Raw genomic sequence first — 20,413 nt, 5'->3', positions numbered from 1 at the left:
CGATAAAAAACGAGAAACTCCCTGTGAAATTCTGTTTCAGAGGGAGTTTCACACAATTATGGCGAGATGCTTAGATTTCATCCTCGTAAACAATTGAAGCATCTTGTTGTTGTTTTGATAACGTACCCGCAGCGACTTCTTCCAATGCTTTACCGACATTTTTGTGCGATTTGTACGTGTGGAGCAATTCGTTTTTGCTTTCTTGCATCTCCCGTGCACGTTTCGCAGCAAGCGTTACGAGCGTGTATTTTGAATCAATTTTACTTTTTAATGAATCGACTGATGGATATAACATCTTTTATTCCCCTTCCAACATAAGTAAGTAGCGTTTTTCTACGCGTTCACGGCGACAATGTTCTGCAGTGACGATGGCATTGATGCGATCGCATGCTTTTGTCACTTCGTCATTTTCAACAACATAGTCATATAAGTTCATCATTTCAAGCTCATCGCGCGCCTTCAGGACACGGCTTGCGATGACATCTGCTTCCTCCGTCCCTCTGCCGACTAAACGGTCTTCAAGTTCAGACAAGCTAGGTGGAGCGAGGAAAATGAATAAGCCATCAGGTACCTTTTGGCGTACTTGCGCAGCGCCGACGACTTCTATTTCAAGAAAGACGTCCCTACCCGCATCAAGTGTCGCATTGACATAGTCGAGGGGCGTACCGTAGTAGTTCCCGACATACTCGGCATATTCTAATAGTTTCCCTTGTTCAATCAACCCTTCGAATTCGTCACGCGACTTAAAAAAATAATCGACGCCATCCTGTTCACCTTCTCGCGGACTTCTCGTCGTCATCGATATCGAATATTCGTAGTTTGTATCAGGTTGTTGAAAGAGCTCTTTTCTGACTGTCCCTTTCCCTACACCGGAAGGACCGGACAGGACAATCAGGAGTCCACGTTGTTTGTACATGCAATCCCTCTTCTATATGTAGTTTTTCGCTAGTAATGGTTCCTTCATCATAGCAAACATTCTTATCATATTATAACATATCTACTCGTGAGAGTGCTAAAATGGAACAAAACGTTTGAAAGAGGAATATACAATGGCATTTGACGGATTATTCACGGCAGCAATCGTAGAAGAGCTGCAAAAATTAAAAAACGGACGCATTTCTAAAATACATCAACCCAATACACAAGAAGTCATTATGCTCGTTAGGGCTGGAAAAAACAACTGTAAACTTCTCTTTTCCACACACCCTTCGTATTCACGTGTACAGTTGACGGATGAAACAATTACGAATCCACCTGAACCTCCGATGTTTTGTATGGTGTTACGCAAACATCTCGAAGGAGGCCTGATCCAGTCTATCGAACAAGCGGGTAATGACCGAATTATCACCTTTAACATTCGGGCAAAGAATGAAATTGGCGACGATATTAATCGGCAGCTAGTCATTGAAATCATGGGGAGACATAGCAATATGATTCTCGTAGACCCTGACCGAAGCATGATTATCGATAGTATTAAACATTTACCGCCTTCAGTCAACAGCTACAGAACGATTATGCCTGGGCAGCCATTTATCCCTGCCCCGCATCAAGACAAAATGAATCCGTTTAATGTGGATGAAGCGACTTTTCTGCAACTGCATCCTACATTGAACAGTGCAAAAGATTTTGTGACGAAATTCTCAGGATTTTCACCTACTCATGGAGAAGAACTCGCTTATCGACTACATGACCGTGAACCACATAAGGCATTCTTGCGTTTCAAAGAATTTCTTGCTTCATTCAAAGATGGCGAACAGACTCCTTCAATCGCACAAGTTGGTACGAAGACAGTTTTCTCGGCTACTCAATTGACATATGCAGACCAAACCATTGCCACTTTTTCAACAGTGGGCGAACTGCTAGACAAAGTCTATTTTGCACGCGCTGAACGGGAGCGCGTAAAATCGCAAGCAGCAGACTTGGAACGTTGGTTGGACAATGAAGTGGCGAAATTGAAACTAAAAATGGAAAAACTATCAAAAGAGCAAAAAGCTGCCGAAAAGCTGGATACTTTCCAACTATACGGAGAGCTGTTGACAGCGAATAGCTACGCAATTCAAAAAGGCGATGTTGAAGCAATCGTTGACAATTACTACGAGGAAGGAACAACCGTTACGATTCCTCTTGATCCTCGGAAAACACCGATTGAGAATGCTCAACGCTATTACGCCCGCTATACAAAAGCGAAAAATGCGCTTATTATGATTGCCGAACAACTTCAAAAAGCACAAGAGGACATTGCGTATTTTGAAATGATCAAACAGCAAGTGTTACAAGCATCGCCAAATGATATCGACGAAATACGTGAAGAGTTAGCAGAATTAGGCTTCATGCGCGCAAGACGTGGAAAGAAAAAATTGAAACCGAAAAAACCAACACCTGAATCGTATGTTTCTTCATCGGGAATAGCGATTTCAGTCGGCAAAAATAATAAACAAAATGATTATTTGACATTCAAAATTGCATCTAGGGATCATGTATGGCTCCATACAAAGGATATTCCCGGATCACATGTTGTCATCCATGCAGCGAGTCCAGACGAACAGACAATTGAAGAAGCTGCTGTTCTTTCTGCCTACTTTAGTAAAGCAAGAGGGTCTTCTTCCGTACCTGTTGATTTTACAGAAATCAGGCATGTGAAAAAGCCGAATGGATCGAAACCTGGCTTTGTCATTTATTTTGAACAAAAGACATTGTTCGTTACCCCTGATGAAGATATCGTGCGGAAACTAAAGAAATAACAACACTTTCAAAAAAGGAGCTGCTCGAATCATATGATTCAAGCGCTCCTTTTTAGTATGAACTTATTTCAGCAATCCTGCTTTTAACTTCCCGTGCCAATTAAGCAGTTCAGCAATTGAACCTTCAGCTATGGCACCACTTTCTTTCGCGGCATCTGTCAACGCCGCAAAATTTGTTAGACTTTCATAACGTAAATCTGCTTCAGCAAATGCCTGATCTGCACTTTCGAGTTCATATGTAAAGATGGAAACGACACCTGTCACAGCAACTTCCTCTGAACGAAGTGCTTCAACTGCATTCAGGCTGCTCCCACCTGTAGAAATTAAATCTTCGATAATGATTGCTTTGTCTGTCGGATGTACTTTCCCTTCAATTTGACGGCTACGGCCATGCCCTTTCGCTTTTGAACGGATATACACCATAGGCAAACCAAGAATATCCGCAACCCATGCCGCATGTGGAATTCCAGCTGTTGCCGTACCAGCAATCAATGTTGTTTCAGGAAAATGTTGTTTTATAAGCTCGGCTAACCCTTCAGCAATCTTTTTACGCCCAACCGGGTCAGACATCGTCAATCGGTTATCACAATAGATAGGCGATTGAATACCTGACGCCCAAGTAAATGGATCCGCAGGGCTTAACTCAACTGCCCCAACTTCTAATAAAATTTTCGCAATCTCTTTTTTATTCATCTTTACTCCATTCCTTTCCATCGAGCGTTAATCAGTTCATATGCTTCTCGAGGGTTATCTGCGCTAGTAATTGCTCTTCCAACAACAATGTGTGTAGATCCTTCTTTTCTCGCCTCTTCAGGTGTCGCAATCCGTTTTTGGTCGTGCGCACCACTTTCCGGCAAACGAATACCAGGTGTTACTTTTAAAAATTCAGGTCCACAAATTTCTGAGATGACCGCTGCCTCGTGCACCGAACAAACGACTCCATCTAGCCCAGCTTGCTTCGTAAGTTTCGCATAGTGCAAAACAGAATCTTGCAAAGTCGCTTGAATTAATTGCTCTTCTTGAACTTGTCTCTCATCAGTGGACGTCAATTGCGTCACACCGATGATGGACGGCCGTTTCATGCCTGCAGGCGTCCCTTTATCAAGTCCTTCAAGTGCGGCTTCCATCATTGTTTTCCCGCCAGCCGCATGCACATTGACCAAATCGACGCCTAAACCAGCCAAAACTTCCATAGCCGATTTCACCGTGTTTGGTATGTCATGGAGCTTCAAATCTAAGAAGATGTCAAAACCGCGTTCCTTTAATTTCGCAATCATCGCGGGACCTTCTTTGTAGTAAAGCTGCATGCCAACTTTCACGTTGACATCGCCTTCAAATGCACGAAGGAAATCCATCGTTTTTTGTGCGGATTCAAAATCTAATGCAATAATAGGGGATGTTTTCATAAACGATGACTCCTTCCAATTAAATCTGTAATGTGTTCAATGCCTAACGCATCCATTTTAGCAGGCAGTTCTTCTATAATCGTCGGACAAACAAATGGATCGACAAAATTGGCAGTTCCAACTGCAACGGCACTTGCACCAACAGAAAGAAAATCGATGACATCTTCCGCATTTGAAACGCCTCCCATACCGATAATCGGTATGTTGACGACTTGACTTACTTCATACACCATGCGAATTGCAACTGGTTTCACTGCAGGACCCGACAAACCGCCTGTAACATTCGCAATGATTGGCCGCCCTGTTTTCTGATCTAAGCGCATACCGACTAATGTGTTAATCATCGTAATGCCGTCCGCTCCGCCTTCTTCAACCGCTTTAGCGATTGCTTTAATGTCTGTTACATTCGGTGAAAGTTTCACATACACCGGCACTTCAGAAACAGCCTTTACTGCAGCAGTCAAATCATGGGCTTGTTGAGGGTCTGTTCCGAATGTAATCCCACCACATTTAACGTTCGGACAGGAAATGTTAAGTTCCAATGCTTTGACGTTTGGTGCAGTTGATATTGTTTTCGCCACTTCAACATAATCAGCTGTCTCTGTTCCTGCAACGTTCGCGATAATTGGTACATCAAATTGTTCGAGCCACGGCAGTTCAGCTTCCATGACACCTTGCAAGCCGGGGTTTTGAAGACCGATTGCGTTTAACATGCCGGCAGCCGTTTCAGCAACACGAGGTGTAGGATTGCCAAATCGTGTTTCCAATGTTGTCGCCTTTATCATAATAGCCCCTAATTGCGATAAATCATACAAGTTTCCGTATTCTTTACCGAATCCGAAGCAGCCAGATGCCGGCATGATTGGATTTTTCAACTGTAAACCTGGCAATTCAATTGACAATCGATTCATATTGACACCACCCCTGCAGGAAATACTGGCCCATCTGAGCAGACCTTAATGTATGCTTTGTCCGTTTGATCGGTCGTTTGACATACACATGCAAAGCAAGCACCAATGCCACAACCCATCCGCTGTTCGAATGACAAGAACCCTTTTTTACCCGTATAAGCCGTTTGAACCGCGTTCAGCATCGGCATGGGACCACAACTATAGTAGGTCGCAAATTCTTCATCCAAGTTTTCCATAACATTCGTGACAAAACCTCCAGTCCCTAAGGAACCGTCGACAGTCGCAATATACGTATCACCGAGTTGCTTGAATTCTTCCTCATAAAAAGCGACATCTGCCGATTGGAACCCTAGCACATGTACACATTTTACGCCTTTAGCTGTCAACTGTTTGGACAGCTCATATAATGGCGGAACACCAATTCCTCCACCAATTAAAATAGCCGTTTCACCTGGAGCTGTTTCGTCTACTGGAAAGCCGTTTCCTAACGGGCCGAGCACGTCAACTTCATCGCCTTCTCGTTTCTTCGCGAGCATTGTAGTACCACGGCCTTCTGCACGGTAAATTATTGTCATCTCATTCAACTCATTACAAATTGAAGCAATGGAGATCGGCCTCCTTAACAATGGTTCGAACGAATCCGCTACACGGACATGGACAAACTGGCCAGGGGAAGTGATTTCCCCGACCAGCTTTCCAGTTAGTCTCATTTCAAAAATACCTTGAGCAATTTGACGTTGCGCCTTCACGATCATCTTATCTTGAAGGATCATACCGTCACCTGCTGTTTCGGCATTTCATCCGTTTGGAAGGTCATCGACTCGATTACACGTAACATCGCTTCTGCTGTATCAATCGATGTCAAACAAGGGATGCCGTTTTCGACGGATTCACGACGAATTCGGAAACCATCACGTTCAGGTTGTTTACCCTTCGTCAACGTGTTAATGACTAGTTGCGCATCGCCTTTTTGAATCACGTCAATCAACGTCGGCCCATTCGAACCGATTTTACCGACTGTTTTCACTTGAATTTGTGCTTCCTCTAACGTTCTTGCTGTACCTTCTGTTGCAAGGATTCGATAGCCGATGTTGATAAAACGCTTAGCCAAATCGACAATTTCTTCTTTATCTTTATCAGAAACTGTCATAAGCACAGAACCGTATTCTTTAATTTCCATTCCGGCTGCTACGAGTCCTTTATATAACGCTTTTTCTAAAGTGACATCTTTCCCCATGACTTCTCCTGTAGATTTCATTTCAGGTCCAAGCGTTATGTCTACACGGCGAAGTTTTGCGAAAGAGAATACAGGTACTTTTACATAGACACCAGCAGGTGCTTGTGCAAGCCCTGTCTCATATCCTTGATCGACGATTGATTGGCCAAGAATCGCTTTGGTTGCAATGTTAGCCATCGGTATATTTGTAATTTTGCTCATAAAAGGAACTGTACGACTTGAACGAGGGTTCACTTCAATGACGTATACTTGTCCTTCAGAGATGACAAATTGGATATTCAGTAATCCTTTGATGTTTAATCCGATTGCTAACCGTTTTGTATAATCCACGATCGTTTCTACCATCGCAGCTGAAAGGTTTTGCGGTGGATAGACAGCAATTGAGTCTCCAGAGTGGACACCAGCACGTTCAATATGCTCCATGATGCCAGGAATCACGACATTTTCTCCATCGCATATGCCATCCACTTCAATTTCAGTGCCCGTCAAATAACGATCGATGAGTACGGGATGTTCTGGACTTGCTTCCACTGCGTGTTCCATATAGTGCAACAATTCGTTTTCATGATAAACGATTTCCATTGCACGGCCACCAAGAACATACGATGGTCTTACGAGAACTGGATAACCAATTTCGTTTGCAATTGCTACGGCTTCAGACACTGACACAGCTGTTTTGCCAAGTGGCTGCGGAATACCAATTTCGTGTAATGCACGTTCGAATTTATCTCTGTTTTCCGCGCGATCGATATCTTCTAAGGACGTTCCTAAAATTTTCACGCCACGTTCTTCAAGACCTGCCGCTAAGTTAATTGCGGTTTGACCACCGAATTGCACGATGACGCCTTCCGGCTGCTCCAAATCAATGATATGCATGACGTCTTCAATCGTCAAAGGTTCAAAATACAGTTTATCGGAGATTGAAAAGTCTGTAGAAACCGTTTCTGGATTGTTGTTGATGATAATTGCTTCATAGCCCGCCTGTTGGATCGCCCAAACAGAGTGAACAGTAGCATAATCAAATTCCACTCCTTGCCCGATTCGAATTGGACCTGAACCGAGTACGACCACACTCTTTTTATCAGACTTGATCGACTCATTCTCCTCTTCGTACGTTCCATAGAAATACGGCGTATCGGACTCATACTCACCTGCACATGTATCGACTTTCTTATAAACTGGTACAATCCCATGCTCTTTTCGTAATGCATAGATTGAACGCTCTGATGTGTTCCAAAGTTGCGCAATCGTGACATCTGCAAAGCCCATTCGCTTTGCTTTGTAAAGAACTTCAATAGCATGTGGATTTGCTTTTAATTGCTCTTCAAACTGAACAATCTTCTCAAGTTTGCGAAGGAAGAATACATCAATCATACTCCATTCATGCAACGTTTCAACGGATACTCCTCTACGTAAAGCCTCTCCGATGAAGAAGAGACGTTCATCACCAGCTCGACGAATCCGTTTTTCAATCCACTCATTCGTCATATCTTCAGCATGTTTCAACGTCAGACCAAATTGCCCAGTCTCGAGTGAGCGAACAGCTTTTAGGATGGATTCTTCAAACGAACGGCCCATCGCCATTACTTCGCCTGTCGCTTTCATTTGTGTTCCAAGGTTCCGTTTAGCCGATTCAAATTTATCAAATGGCCAGCGAGGAATTTTTGTCACAACGTAATCGATCGTCGGCTCGAAGCATGCATATGTGGAACCTGTAACCGGGTTCATCATTTCATCCAGTGTCAAGCCGACCGCAATTTTTGCAGCAAGTTTAGCAATCGGATACCCCGTCGCTTTTGAAGCAAGTGCTGACGAACGACTAACCCTCGGGTTCACTTCAATAATGTAGTACTTAAAGCTATGTGGATCTAGTGCAAGCTGAACGTTACAACCGCCTTCAATTTTTAAAGCACGGATAATTTTCAACGATACATTTCGTAGCATCTGATTTTCACGGTCTGTCATTGTCTGGCAAGGTGCTGTAACAATTGAGTCCCCTGTATGGATTCCAACCGCATCAACATTTTCCATATTGCATACGACGATTGCGTTATCTGCTGAATCGCGCATCACTTCATATTCGATTTCTTTGTATCCTGCGATTGATTTTTCTAATAGACATTGTGTGACCGGGCTATATTTCAGTCCGCTTGCAACAATCTCCGTCAAATCTTTATCGTTATAGCAAATTCCGCCTCCTGTTCCACCTAACGTGAAGGCAGGTCGGACAATCACTGGATAGCCGATTTTTTCAACAAATGCGTATGCTTCGTCAAGGTTATGAATAATGTCACTTTCAGGAACAGGTTCTCCTAATTCATTCATAAGGGAACGGAATAGATCACGATCTTCGGCTTGGTGAATTGCATCGAGTTTTGTCCCTAGGATTTCGACATTTAACTCATCTAAAATACCGGATTCTTGTAGCTCAATCGCCATGTTCAGTCCTGTTTGCCCGCCAAGAGTTGGAAGGAGTGCATCCGGACGTTCTTTACGGATGATACGGCTGACAAAGTCAAGCGTGATTGGTTCAATATAAACTTTATCTGCAATTTCTGTATCGGTCATGATCGTTGCAGGGTTTGAGTTGATGAGGATAACACGGTATCCTTCTTCTTTTAGCGATAGGCAAGCTTGCGTACCCGCATAATCGAATTCTGCTGCTTGTCCGATAACAATTGGTCCTGATCCAATTACGAGAATCGTTTGTATGTCTTGTCTTTTAGGCATTGGTATTCTCCTCTCCATTACGTGCATTCATTAATTCAGCGAATCGATCAAACAAATGATTTGCATCTTCCGGTCCAGGCGAAGCTTCCGGATGGAATTGGACGGAGAATGCTGCATCTGTTTTACTTTGGATTCCCTCAATCGAACGGTCATTTAGTGCTCGATGCGTGATTTCAAGGGCCGTCCCTTCTATAGATGTTTCATCAATGCAGTAACCGTGACTTTGTGATGTCAATTCGGTTCTTCCTGTAAGTAAATCTTTCACAGGATAATTCCCACCACTATGGCCAATCTTCATTTTCATTGTTTTTGCACCATAGGATAGAGCTAATAACTGGTGGCCTAACCCAATGCCAAAAATAGGAGTCTTGCCGAGCAATTGCTTAATTGTTTCAACTGCCCCTTCAACGTCTTCCGGATTTCCAGGTCCGTTTGACAATAGAATGCCATCTGGCACTAATGCCATAATATCTTCTTTAGAAGTGTTATACGGAACAACGATGACATCATAATCACGTTTGTTCAACTCGCGGAGAATGCCGTGTTTTAATCCATAATCGATGACAACTACTCGTTTCCCTCGTCCCGGACTAGGATATGGTTTTTTCGTAGAAATCATTTCGACTACATTAGTAGGCGTCGTGAAATCAGCTACCTCATTCACAACTGCCTCCATGTCTAACTCTTCACCTGCGGCAGTCAGCTTACCTTTTAGGGAACCTTTTTGGCGTAAAATACGCGTCAACTTTCTCGTATCAATTCCTTCGATTCCCGGAATCCCTTTGAGCACAAGTAAATCACCAAGTGTCATCGAGCTGCGGAAGTTAGACGGTTCTTCGCTTAGTTCCCGAACGACCAGACCGTTGATAGCGGGTTCAATAGATTCATAGTCGTCGCGGTTGATGCCATAGTTTCCGATGAGAGGATATGTCATGACGACGATTTGACCAAAACCTGATGGATTCGAAATGGTTTCTTGGTAACCCGTCATACCCGTTGAAAATACAATTTCGCCGATAGAAGCGTTGTCCGATCCAAACGCAATTCCTTCAAATAGTGTTCCATCTTCTAAAACCAAATATCTTTTCTTCATCATTGACCATCCTTCCAGACGATTGATCCGCCATAAATTGTTGTTACCGGCCATCCAAAACATGTCCAGCCATCAAATGGTGTATTTTTCCCTTTAGACAAAAATGTTGTCCGATCAATTTGTTGCTCTTTATTCAAATCAATTAACACAAGATCTGCAGTTGCCCCGATATCAATTTTCCCATATGGCATGCCAAACACATTTGCTGGCTTTGCAGTCATCCAATCTATCAACTGTTTTAATGACCATTTCCCTTCCTTCACGAAATGCGTGTATAGAAGTGGGAAGGCTGTTTCAAATCCAGTGATACCAAATGGCGCTTTTGCAATTCCCGCACTTTTCTCCTCAGCCGTATGTGGCGCATGATCTGTTGCAATAAAGTCTAACGTACCGTCCATCAGACCCTCGCGCAATGCTTGTAAATCTTCTGTCCCTCGTAACGGTGGATTCATCTTCCAATCTGCGTCATCTCCAGGAATATCATGTTCTGTAAGAAGCAAATGGTGAGGACTCACTTCGGCAGTGACATGAATACCGGCTTTTTTCGCATCACGGATTACTCGCACCGACTCTTTCGTACTAACATGGCATACATGATAATGCGCCCCTGCTGCCTCAGCCAATAACACATCTCTTGCAATATGAACTGATTCCGCAATGGAAGGAATTCCAGGAAGTCCAAGTTCTTTATTGCGTATACCTTCATGCATTGCACCGCCATATATGAGGGTATTATCCTCACAATGAGCCACGATCGGCATATTAAGCTTAGCAGCATCTTGCATTGCTTCGTACATCATGCCAGCTTCTTGAACTCCAACTCCATCATCTGTAAAGGCAAAAGCGCCATGCTCTTTTAACTCTGTTAAGTTCGTCCGTTCTTTACCCGCTTCACGAATTGTGATCGATGCGTAAGGCAATACTCGGATTAACGCTTTTTCTTCAATCAATTGATTAACATGTGCTAGATTTTCTTTTGTATCTGGAACTGGACGCGTGTTAGGCATCGCACAAATTGTCGTATAACCGCCTTTTGCAGCAGCTAACGTACCTGTTTCGATCGTTTCTTTATGCTCACCGCCCGGTTCACGTAAATGGACATGGACATCTATGAAACCTGGTGCAAGAAACAAACCTTGCCCATCTATTACTTGTGCATCTTCAATCGACAAATCCTTGCCAATTTCAGCAATTTTATCACCGCTAATTCTTACGTCAGAAACGTATAATTCACCTGCATCGTTCAATAACTGCGCACCTTGTATGATTTTGTCCATGTCAATTCCTCCCTTTCAATACAGCTTCTAAAATTGCTGCCCGTATGTATACGCCATTTTCTACTTGCTTAAAAATCCTTGAACGCGCACATTCAATTAAACAATCTGCAATTTCCACATCGCGATTTACCGGCGCAGGATGCATAATGATTGCACGCTCTTTCATCATTCTTTCCCGTTCTACTGTGAGCCCGAATTGACGATGATATTCTTCTTTTGAAAAACTCGTTCCTTCTTCATGACGTTCGTGTTGCACCCTCAACAACATGACAACATCACTTTGCTCAAGCACGTCATCCCATTGATCCGTAGCGTCAACGTCGCCTGCCCATTCTTTCGGACAGAGGAATGTCACATTCGCACCTAGCCTTGTTAATGCATCTGCATTAGACTTTGCGACTCGACTATGAGAAATGTCCCCTGCGATTAACACGTTCAACCCTTTAAAGCTTCCAAATTCCTCTTGGATCGTAAACAGATCCAGTAACGATTGTGTTGGATGTTGGCCTGATCCATCCCCTGCATTGACGATGGCAACTTTTGTCTTCCCTTTAAGTTGATCATAGTATTTTTCTTCTGAATGTCGTATGACCACTGCGTCGAGTCCAATTTCTTCTAACGTTCGTACCGTATCGTATAGCGTTTCGCCTTTTAAAGCACTTGAAAATCCTGCTTCAAAAGGAATCACCTCAAGTCCAAGTTTTCGTTCTGCAACTTCAAAACTTGTCTTTGTACGTGTACTTGGTTCAAAAAACAAGTTGCTTACCATATAGTTACCCGGCAATTCACGCACCCCTAGGTGTTTGAATGTCTTTGCCCGTTCCAATAGACTATAGATTTCTTCAACTGATAAATCGCTCATCGCTACCAAATGGTTCATTCCGATGTCCCCTTCCTTGTAAAAAAAGAGCCTTTCCATGTACCGGAAAGGCTCGATGTGCATGACTGAACAATCGTCATCCATTGGAATGACAGTTCATCAACCGAACCTTTCCTTGTCTCACAGGACAATATTAAAAGGTCTATCTATTCTGTTGCTTCTTCTGCTAATGTTTCGTTTTTTCTACCTGGTAATAGGAGATTAAGCAAGACACCTACGATTGCCGCGAGTGCCATTCCACCTACTTGGAATGTTTCACTTACGTGAATGGAAGCTCCACCGATTCCAATCACGAGGATGACCGAGCAGATGACTAAATTTCGTTGTTCCCCAAAGTCCACTTTGTGATCGACGAGCATCCGTAGTCCTGAAGAAGCGATGATTCCAAAAAGCAGGATTGAGATGCCACCAAGTACTGCTTGAGGAATCGTTGATATAAGTGCCATCAACTTACCAACAAAAGAGAACCCGATTGCAAACACTGCTGCACCGATGATGACATAGACACTATACACACGTGTTATCGCCATGACACCAATATTTTCTCCGTAAGTCGTTTTAGGCGGTCCGCCAAGGAAACCACTTAGCAATGTTCCAAGCCCGTCACCGAGGAGGGAACGATTTAAACCAGGATCTTTAATCAAGTCCTTTTCCACTACCCGTCCTAATACTAGCTGGTGACCGATATGCTCTGAAATCGTGACGATAGATATCGGTACCATAATTGCAAGGAGTGTTGGTGTAATGACAAAGTCATAGTGGATTCCTGGTACTAAAAACGCGGGAATTTCAATCCAATCCGCTTTTACAACTGCTGTAAAGTCTACAATCCCTACTGCAGCTGAGTAGATGTAGCCTACAATGATACCGATGAGGACCGGCATCAAACTAACAACTCCTCTAAAAAACATGAGGCAGATGATTGCTGCAGCTAATGTGACAATCGCAGCCGAGAAGTGAAGGAGGTTATACACAGGTTCAGGGTTCCCTTCCACTTTAATCGTACTTGCCATCTGTACAGCAATCGGTGCCACTGCGAGACCGATTACCATGATGACAGGTCCAACTACGACTGGTGGTAATACTTTCATAATCCAATCTGAGCCCGTTGTCCAAATGAGCAGGGAGACGAGGGCGTAGACTAAGGCAACGAACATGCTGCCAATCATTGCACTTCCTATGCCTCCGGTGTCAGTCGCAGCTAGTATTGGTGCAATGAACGCGAAAGATGATCCTAAATAGGCTGGAACTTTAAATCGTGTTACAACAACAAAGATGAGTGTTGCGAGACCACTTGTCAGTAATGCGATTGCTGGGCTTAACCCGACTAACTGCGGAACTAATATTGTCGCGCCGAACATGGCAAACATATGCTGGAGGCTTAAGGCCAGCCATTTCCCTACTGGCGGCTTATCTTGTATATCTAATACCTTGTTGTCATTCATATGGTTGCCTCCGAAAAATTGATATTATTTAGTATGAATCGTTACGCCGTCTTTTCCATCTTCTTCACTGACACTAACAACTACACGTTCTTCACTTGAAGTAGGGATATTCTTTCCAACAAAGTCAGGTCTGATCGGCAGTTCACGGTGACCACGGTCGACTAACACAGCGAGTTGAATTGCCGCCGGTCTGCCTAAATCAATCACCGCATCCATTGCCGCACGCACCGTACGTCCTGTGTAGAGTACATCATCGACAAGGATGACTTTCTTTTCCGTTACATCATGTTGGATGTCAACTTGTTGGACAAGAGGCTCCTGATTGTGATGTTTCATCTGTAAATCATCGCGATATAAAGTGATATCTAATTCCCCGGTAAGAATTGCTTTTCCTTCAATTTGCGCGATTTTGTCTGCTAGGCGTTTTGCGAGGATCGCGCCTCTCGTCTTAATGCCTACTAAAATACATTGATCGATTCCCTTATTCTTCTCAATGATTTCATGGGCTATTCTCGTCACTGCACGAGTAATCGCTTGTTCGTCAAGGATTATCGCTTTTTCCGTCATGTCTTCCCCTCCATTATTTTCTGGTATCAGGTATACAGGATTTCTGCTTTTGCATCTGAGGTCTGCAGGATGCAGATCATGCAGTCGTTGCCACACGATGTGGCGAACTTAGACTGCGTTCCTCTACTGTGCAAGCGCCCTTCACTTTTGCATCGGCTAGCTCCGGGCGCTAGATGCTCGGATCATTAGCCAGCCCTGCTGCACGGCAAAGTGCGCCGTTTCGCATGTCCGTCTTATGCCTGAGGTCTGCAAGATGCAGATCATGCAGTCGTTGCCACACGACGTGGCGAACTTAGACTGCGCTCCTCTACTGAGCAAGCGCCCTCCGCTTTTGCATCGGCTAGCTCCGGGCGCTAGATGCTCGGGATCATAAGCCAGCCCTGCTGCACGGCAAAGTGCGCCGTTTCGCATGTCTGTCTTATGCCTGAGGTCTGCAGGATGCAGATCATGCAGTCGTTGCCACACGAGGTGGCGAACTTAGACTGCGTTCCTCTACTGAGCAAGCGCCCTTCGCTTTTGCATCGGCTAGCTCCGGGCGCTAGATGCTCGGGGTCATAAGCCAGCCCTGCTGCACGGCAAAGTGCGCCGTTTCGCATGTCTGTCTTATGCCTGTCGCATCTGGACAAGCGCCCTTCGCTTTTGCATAAAAAAAACCTCCTGCCGGAATGGCGGGAGGTTTATGTGCAGAAAAAAGCATACAATGGATAGACGTATAGCCAGGTATCCAATCGTACTTCCGTGCAACCTTCCCAGCCTCTCTGGACTGTCTTTAAAGGTATCGCTATTCAATTTCTGTTATTAGTATAGTGGGCAGTTTGAACTTTGTCAACGCTTTTCATTTTGCAATTGCGTAAGGAGTGTTTGAAAATCCTCAGGCAATGGTTGTGTGAATTCATAGTACTGCCCATTACGCGGATGCTCAAATCCGATTGTTCCTGCATGTAACGCTTGTCCATTAAATTCTATCGTCTTCTTAGGACCGTATTTTGGATCACCCGCTAATGGATAACCAATATATTTCATATGCACACGAATTTGGTGTGTTCTACCTGTTTCCAACTTACATTCTACAAGTGTAAAATTACCAAATCGCTCAAGCACTTTGAAGTGGGTTACGGCATGTTTCCCATTATCGACGATTGTCATACTTTGTCGGTCTTTTACATCCCGACCAATCGGCGCATCTATCGTTCCTTGATCATGTGGAATATGACCGTGGACAAGCGCTGTATAGACACGCGTCACTGTTTTGTTAACCAATTGGTTGACGAGTGACACATGTGCAAGATCATTTTTCGCTACCATTAACAAACCTGACGTATCTTTATCAATACGATGAACGATTCCTGGACGCATGACACCATTTATGCCCGAAAGGTCTTTCACTTGATACATGAGTCCATTTACAAGTGTCCCGGTAACATGCCCTGGCGCAGGATGGACAACCATTCCACGTGGTTTATTCACGACGAGAACATCCTCATCCTCATAGACAATATCCAAGGAGAGGTCTTCTGCCACGATATCTAGCTCTTCCGCTTCAGGTTCGATAATTACGATATGATCGCCTATTTTTACTTTGTAATTTTGTTTTACTGTATGTTCATTCACTAACACAGCACCATCTTTTACCCATTGCTGTATTTGGGTGCGTGACCACTCCGGATTAACTGTCGATAATACTTTGTCAATCCGTCCATTTCCGTTTTCCTCTGTAATTACAACTTCAATTGGTTCCATTATGCCACCTTTTTCTTCTTTTTTTCATCTACAAACACATGAATAATCATTAAAACGACACCAATTGTTAACGCAGCATCCGCTACATTGAAAATCGGGAAATCGTAGTTGATGACGGGAATGAGTACATCCACGAAATCGACGACTTCCTTCCTCCATAACCGATCGATGAAGTTACCAACTGCCCCACCTAACAGAAGCATGAGACTACTGCTGAGTAAAGGAGAGCCTTTCGCTTCTTTGTGAAAGAAATAGATGATACCGGCAACTACTACAACCGTTACAATGTAAAATAACCACATTTGACCTTCCAACATCCCCCATGCCGCTCCTTTATTGCGATGAGAAAGGAGCCCAACATACGGTTCAACAATCGATATTTTTTCACCTAAGTTCATATTTTGTACGACCAGCCATTTTGTCCATTGATCAATTAGAATAATGACAATCGCGATTCCATAATAGATTAACACTCCAAAAACCCCCGTCCGCCAGTTTCTGTTCCATTTTACCACAAATAGAGTCACATGATGAAATTGCGACTACCTGGTCAGCTCGCTATCAAGGTAACAACAAAAAAGGCTGTTGTACCAATGGCATTAAGCCATGGTTACATACAGCCTTACCTTAATTGATTAGGAATAATATTCTTTTACAACGTTTGCACAGCGAGTACAAAGTGTTGGATGATCTGCATCATCATTCACAGTTTCTGAAATTGTCCAGCAACGTTCACATTTCTCTCCATCTGCTTTCTCAACAAGAACGGTCGCCGCATCCAGTTTTAACGCATCAGCAGCAATATCACTTGCTTCTACTTCAACAAACTTTGAAACGATGAAGAACTGTGCATAGTCGATATCTGTTGCCTTTAAGACGTCTGCGTATTTCTCTGGCAATGCAAGTGTCACTTTCGCTTCAAGCGATTTTCCGATTACTTTTGCATTCCGTGCTTCCTCTAGCGCTTTCAACACATCGTCACGGACTACCATTAAGACGTTGAAGCGTTCACGGAGCGCACTCGCCACTTCCCCGTATTCAATTGCTTCAGGCATATCTGTCAATTGAACACTTTCTTCTTCCACATCGGCTAAATAAGACCATAATTCATCTGTCGTATGTGGGATGATTGGTGTTAACAACTTCAGGAGTGCAAGTAACGCATCATACATAACCGTTTGCATTGCACGACGGTGAGGATGGTCTGCCCCTTCAATATACACAACATCTTTTGCGATATCTAAGTAGAATGAGCTGAGCTCTCCCGTACAGAAATTGTTCACGGCATGATAAACACCTGCAAACTCATAGTTTTCATAAGCTGCTAGGACATCTTTAATCATATCCTGAAGCTTCACATACACATATTGGTCAATCGGACGCATTTGTTCAAATGCCACGCGGTCCTTCGATGGTGAGAAATCAGCGACGTTTCCGTGTAGGAAGCGCAGTGTATTTCTAATTTTACGGTATACTTCTGAAACTTGTTTAAAGTTCGAGTCTGACACTCGTACATCTGCCGTATAATCGACGGATGATACCCATAGACGAAGAATGTCTGCACCGAGTTGGTTCATCACTTTCGCTGGAACAATTGTATTTCCAAGTGATTTACTCATTTTACGACCTTCTCCATCTAACGTGAAGCCATGGCTTAACAAGCCTTTGTATGGCGCAATTCCATTAATGGCAACGCTCGTTGTCAAGGAAGAGTTAAACCAACCACGGTATTGGTCAGATCCTTCTAGATAGAGATCAGCAGGATAGACAAGATCTTCTCTTTCTTCTAACACGCCCTGGTGGGTAGATCCAGAATCGAACCACACGTCCATGATGTCCGTCTCTTTCGTGAAGAGACCATTCGGACTACCACTATGTGTGAAGCCTTCTGGTAACAAATCTTTTGCATCTTTTTCAAACCAGATGTTCGATCCATGTTCACGGAACAGTTTAGAGACATGGGCAATCGTTTCATCTGTAATAATTTCTTCGCCGTTTTCAGCGTAGAATACAGGAATTGGAACACCCCAAACACGTTGACGGGAAATACACCAATCACCACGATCACGGACCATGTTATAGAGGCGCGTTTCACCCCAAGCTGGCGTGAACTTCGTATTGCGAATCGCCTCAAGCAATTCATCACGGAATGATTGAATGGAAGCAAACCATTGCGCTGTTGCCCGGTAAATGACCGGTTTCTTTGTACGCCAATCATGCGGATAGGAGTGAGTAATGAAAGATAGCTTCAATAACGCTCCGACTTCTTCCAACTTTTTCGTCACTTCTTTGTTTGCATCTTCATAGAACAATCCTTCAAAACCAGGTGCTTCGTCTGTCATGACACCACGGTCGTTCACAGGAGATAAAGCGTCAATCCCATATTGTTTTGACACATAGAAGTCGTCTTCACCATGACCCGGTGCTGTATGGACACATCCTGTACCCGCTTCAGCTGTCACGTGTTCACCTAACATAACAAGTGAATCGCGGTCATACAATGGATGTTTCGCAACGACGCGATCTAGCTCAGAACCTTTTAATTCACTGACAACTTCATATGATTCCCAACCGATTTCTTTTGCAACAAATTCGACGAGGTCTTTTGCTAATAAAAACTTGTTTCCTTCCACTTCAACAATTACATATTGGAAATCAGGGTGGACAGAAATACCAAGGTTCGCAGGAATCGTCCATGGTGTTGTCGTCCAAATGATAATCCGCACATCTTCCGCAACGACGCCGCGACCATCCTGAACTGGAAATGCTACATAAATGGAAGGTGATTTCTTATCCTTGTATTCAATTTCCGCTTCTGCAAGAGCAGATTCACTGGAAGGAGACCAATAAACCGGCTTCAATCCTTTATAGATGTATCCTTTTTTCGCCATTTCACCAAACACTTCAATTTGTCGTGCTTCAAATGCTGGTTTTAATGTGATATATGGATTTTCCCAATCTCCACGCACACCAATCCGTTTGAATTGTGTACGTTGGTTATCGATCTGACTGTAAGCATATTCCTCACACATTTTCCGGAACTCTGCAACTGATAGTTCTTTACGGTTTACCCCTTTGTTTACTAACGCTTGCTCAATCGGTAAACCGTGAGTGTCCCAACCTGGAACGTATGGCGCATGGTAGCCTGACATCGACTTATGACGGACAATCATATCCTTCAATACTTTGTTTAAAGCGTGCCCCATGTGAAGATCACCGTTTGCATACGGAGGACCATCGTGAAGCACGAAAAATGGACGACCTTTCGTTCGCTCCTGGACTTTTGTATAAATGTCCATTTCTTCCCACTTCGCTTGCATATCCGGTTCTTTGTTCGGTAGGTTTCCACGCATCGAGAAATCCGTTTTAGGCATTAATAATGTGTCTTTGTAATCCATCCATGTTTCCTCCTTCATGTCTTGGCAAAAATACGAATCGTTGTTTCACGTGCATCGAAGAAAACAAAAAATCCCCATCCCAATAAAGGGACGAGGACTTCTGCTCGCGTTACCACCCTAGTTGCAGCACAGTTGTGCTACCTCTCAGAACACCATAACGGGGTGTTTCCGGGATTGCTTTTCTTCAATCCGGCTCTAGAGTGATTTTCGTCTTCGATGCATCGACCAGGCTTTCACCATCCCCGGCTCGCTTTAACAAGTTATCGAAAAGTACTCTCTCTATCATTGCCTGTCTTTACATATATGGTACTCATTATATGCGTGCTTGAAAAGAAATGTCAAGCACGTATACGAACAACAATTTGTTCATTATAACAGTTGCCTTAATAGACAATCACCGATTGCAATTTAGTCTTTTATCACTCTTCATCTGCTGCAGTTTCCAACAGCTCAGATTCAGGTTCATATTCCATCAATTTGTCCCAGTCGTCCATTTTGATCATGTCCAGTTGCGCTTCAACTAACATTCTGAAACGGTTGCGGAAAACTTTGGATTGCTTCTTCAAATCTTCAATATCGATCGCAATTTTCCGCGCACGAGACAATGCTTCATTGACAATACGATCAGCGTTCTTTTCAGCTTCTTTAATAATTAACTTTGACTCTTGAAGTGAATTCCGGCGAACGTCTTCTGCAGCTTCTTGTGCAATCAATATGGATTTCTGTAGTGTCCCCTCAATTGTATTGAAATGGGAAATCTGTTCTTTCGTTTCTTTTAGGTTGTTTTTCAGTACTTTATTTTCTTCTAAGACATTTTCGTAGTCTTTCATGATTTGTTCTAAAAACTCATTTACTTCATCTTCATCATAACCGCGAAAGCCACGGCTGAATTCTTTGTTATGTATATCGAGTGGTGACAAAGCCATTCGTACGTTCTCCCCTTTCAATTGCTATAGTTCCATTATACATATCCTGTTTAGATAAAACA

17 protein-coding genes and 1 other annotated feature are annotated in these 20,413 nt (G+C 43.5%); of the genes, 1 reads left to right on the top strand and 16 read right to left on the bottom strand.

The features are described from left to right. Positions 1-70 precede the first annotated feature (70 nt). Together rpoZ and gmk are read right to left on the bottom strand one after the other, a co-directional pair. On the bottom strand, positions 71-295 hold the full coding sequence (gene rpoZ, locus ACVHUV_RS11095) for a DNA-directed RNA polymerase subunit omega (protein WP_317941710.1): 225 nt from the start codon (positions 293-295) through the stop codon (positions 71-73). Between the two features lie 3 nt (positions 296-298). Next, complete coding sequence (gene gmk / locus ACVHUV_RS11090; RefSeq protein ID WP_317941711.1) at positions 299-916, bottom strand: guanylate kinase; 618 nt, start codon at positions 914-916, stop codon at positions 299-301. Positions 917-1,049: 133 nt separating this feature from the next. Between gmk and ACVHUV_RS11085 the strand changes: the two genes are divergently transcribed. Next, entirely contained in the window at positions 1,050-2,741 is a 1,692-nt protein-coding gene (locus tag ACVHUV_RS11085; protein WP_462084634.1) for an Rqc2 family fibronectin-binding protein, read from the top strand. A 63-nt stretch (positions 2,742-2,804) separates the two neighbouring features. Here ACVHUV_RS11085 and pyrE read toward each other — a convergent pair whose 3' ends face one another. The 14 genes from pyrE to ACVHUV_RS11015 form a co-directional block, all read right to left on the bottom strand. Beyond that, positions 2,805-3,434, bottom strand: coding sequence for an orotate phosphoribosyltransferase (gene pyrE, locus ACVHUV_RS11080; RefSeq protein ID WP_462084633.1), 630 nt, complete (start codon positions 3,432-3,434; stop codon positions 2,805-2,807). Between the two features lie 2 nt (positions 3,435-3,436). Continuing rightward, positions 3,437-4,147 carry an orotidine-5'-phosphate decarboxylase gene (gene pyrF, locus ACVHUV_RS11075; protein ID WP_462084632.1) on the bottom strand — a complete coding sequence of 237 codons (711 nt, stop codon included), beginning with the start codon at positions 4,145-4,147 and terminating at the stop codon, positions 3,437-3,439. Beyond that, entirely contained in the window at positions 4,144-5,058 is a 915-nt protein-coding gene (locus tag ACVHUV_RS11070) for a dihydroorotate dehydrogenase (RefSeq protein WP_317941715.1), read from the bottom strand. The genes pyrF and ACVHUV_RS11070 overlap by 4 nt, the downstream gene beginning before the upstream one ends. Continuing rightward, complete coding sequence (locus tag ACVHUV_RS11065; protein WP_371389860.1) at positions 5,055-5,831, bottom strand: dihydroorotate dehydrogenase electron transfer subunit; 777 nt, start codon at positions 5,829-5,831, stop codon at positions 5,055-5,057. Before ACVHUV_RS11065 ends, ACVHUV_RS11070 begins: the two co-directional genes overlap by 4 nt. After that, a complete protein-coding gene (gene carB, locus ACVHUV_RS11060) occupies positions 5,828-9,025 on the bottom strand; it encodes a carbamoyl-phosphate synthase large subunit (RefSeq protein ID WP_462084631.1) in 3,198 nt (1,065 codons plus the stop codon). The genes ACVHUV_RS11065 and carB overlap by 4 nt, the downstream gene beginning before the upstream one ends. Further along, positions 9,018-10,118: a carbamoyl phosphate synthase small subunit gene (locus tag ACVHUV_RS11055; protein ID WP_462084630.1), complete on the bottom strand. Its 1,101-nt coding sequence runs from the start codon at positions 10,116-10,118 to the stop codon at positions 9,018-9,020. Before ACVHUV_RS11055 ends, carB begins: the two co-directional genes overlap by 8 nt. After that, entirely contained in the window at positions 10,118-11,395 is a 1,278-nt protein-coding gene (pyrC, locus tag ACVHUV_RS11050) for a dihydroorotase (protein ID WP_462084629.1), read from the bottom strand. The genes ACVHUV_RS11055 and pyrC overlap by 1 nt, the downstream gene beginning before the upstream one ends. 1 nt (position 11,396) lies before the next feature. Continuing rightward, positions 11,397-12,275, bottom strand: coding sequence for an aspartate carbamoyltransferase catalytic subunit (locus tag ACVHUV_RS11045; RefSeq protein ID WP_462084628.1), 879 nt, complete (start codon positions 12,273-12,275; stop codon positions 11,397-11,399). A gap of 146 nt (positions 12,276-12,421) precedes the next feature. Further along, positions 12,422-13,720 (bottom strand): solute carrier family 23 protein, encoded by a 1,299-nt coding sequence (locus ACVHUV_RS11040; RefSeq protein WP_462084627.1) that lies wholly within the window; start codon positions 13,718-13,720, stop codon positions 12,422-12,424. Between the two features lie 24 nt (positions 13,721-13,744). Continuing rightward, on the bottom strand, positions 13,745-14,287 hold the full coding sequence (pyrR, locus tag ACVHUV_RS11035) for a bifunctional pyr operon transcriptional regulator/uracil phosphoribosyltransferase PyrR (protein WP_317941722.1): 543 nt from the start codon (positions 14,285-14,287) through the stop codon (positions 13,745-13,747). Between the two features lie 825 nt (positions 14,288-15,112). Then, a complete protein-coding gene (locus ACVHUV_RS11030) occupies positions 15,113-16,027 on the bottom strand; it encodes an RluA family pseudouridine synthase (protein ID WP_462084626.1) in 915 nt (304 codons plus the stop codon). Next, on the bottom strand, positions 16,027-16,500 hold the full coding sequence (lspA, locus tag ACVHUV_RS11025; RefSeq protein ID WP_317941724.1) for a signal peptidase II: 474 nt from the start codon (positions 16,498-16,500) through the stop codon (positions 16,027-16,029). The genes ACVHUV_RS11030 and lspA overlap by 1 nt, the downstream gene beginning before the upstream one ends. Before the next feature lie 162 nt (positions 16,501-16,662). Then, entirely contained in the window at positions 16,663-19,425 is a 2,763-nt protein-coding gene (gene ileS, locus ACVHUV_RS11020) for an isoleucine--tRNA ligase (RefSeq protein WP_462084625.1), read from the bottom strand. A gap of 83 nt (positions 19,426-19,508) precedes the next feature. Then, positions 19,509-19,720, bottom strand: a binding site (T-box leader). A gap of 124 nt (positions 19,721-19,844) precedes the next feature. Beyond that, positions 19,845-20,351, bottom strand: a complete 507-nt coding sequence (locus ACVHUV_RS11015; protein ID WP_317941726.1) for a DivIVA domain-containing protein — start codon at positions 20,349-20,351, stop codon at positions 19,845-19,847. Between the last annotated feature and the right edge of the window lie 62 nt (positions 20,352-20,413).

The organism is Sporosarcina saromensis (assembly GCF_054901285.1).
This window is presented reverse-complemented; position numbering and strand designations above follow the sequence as displayed.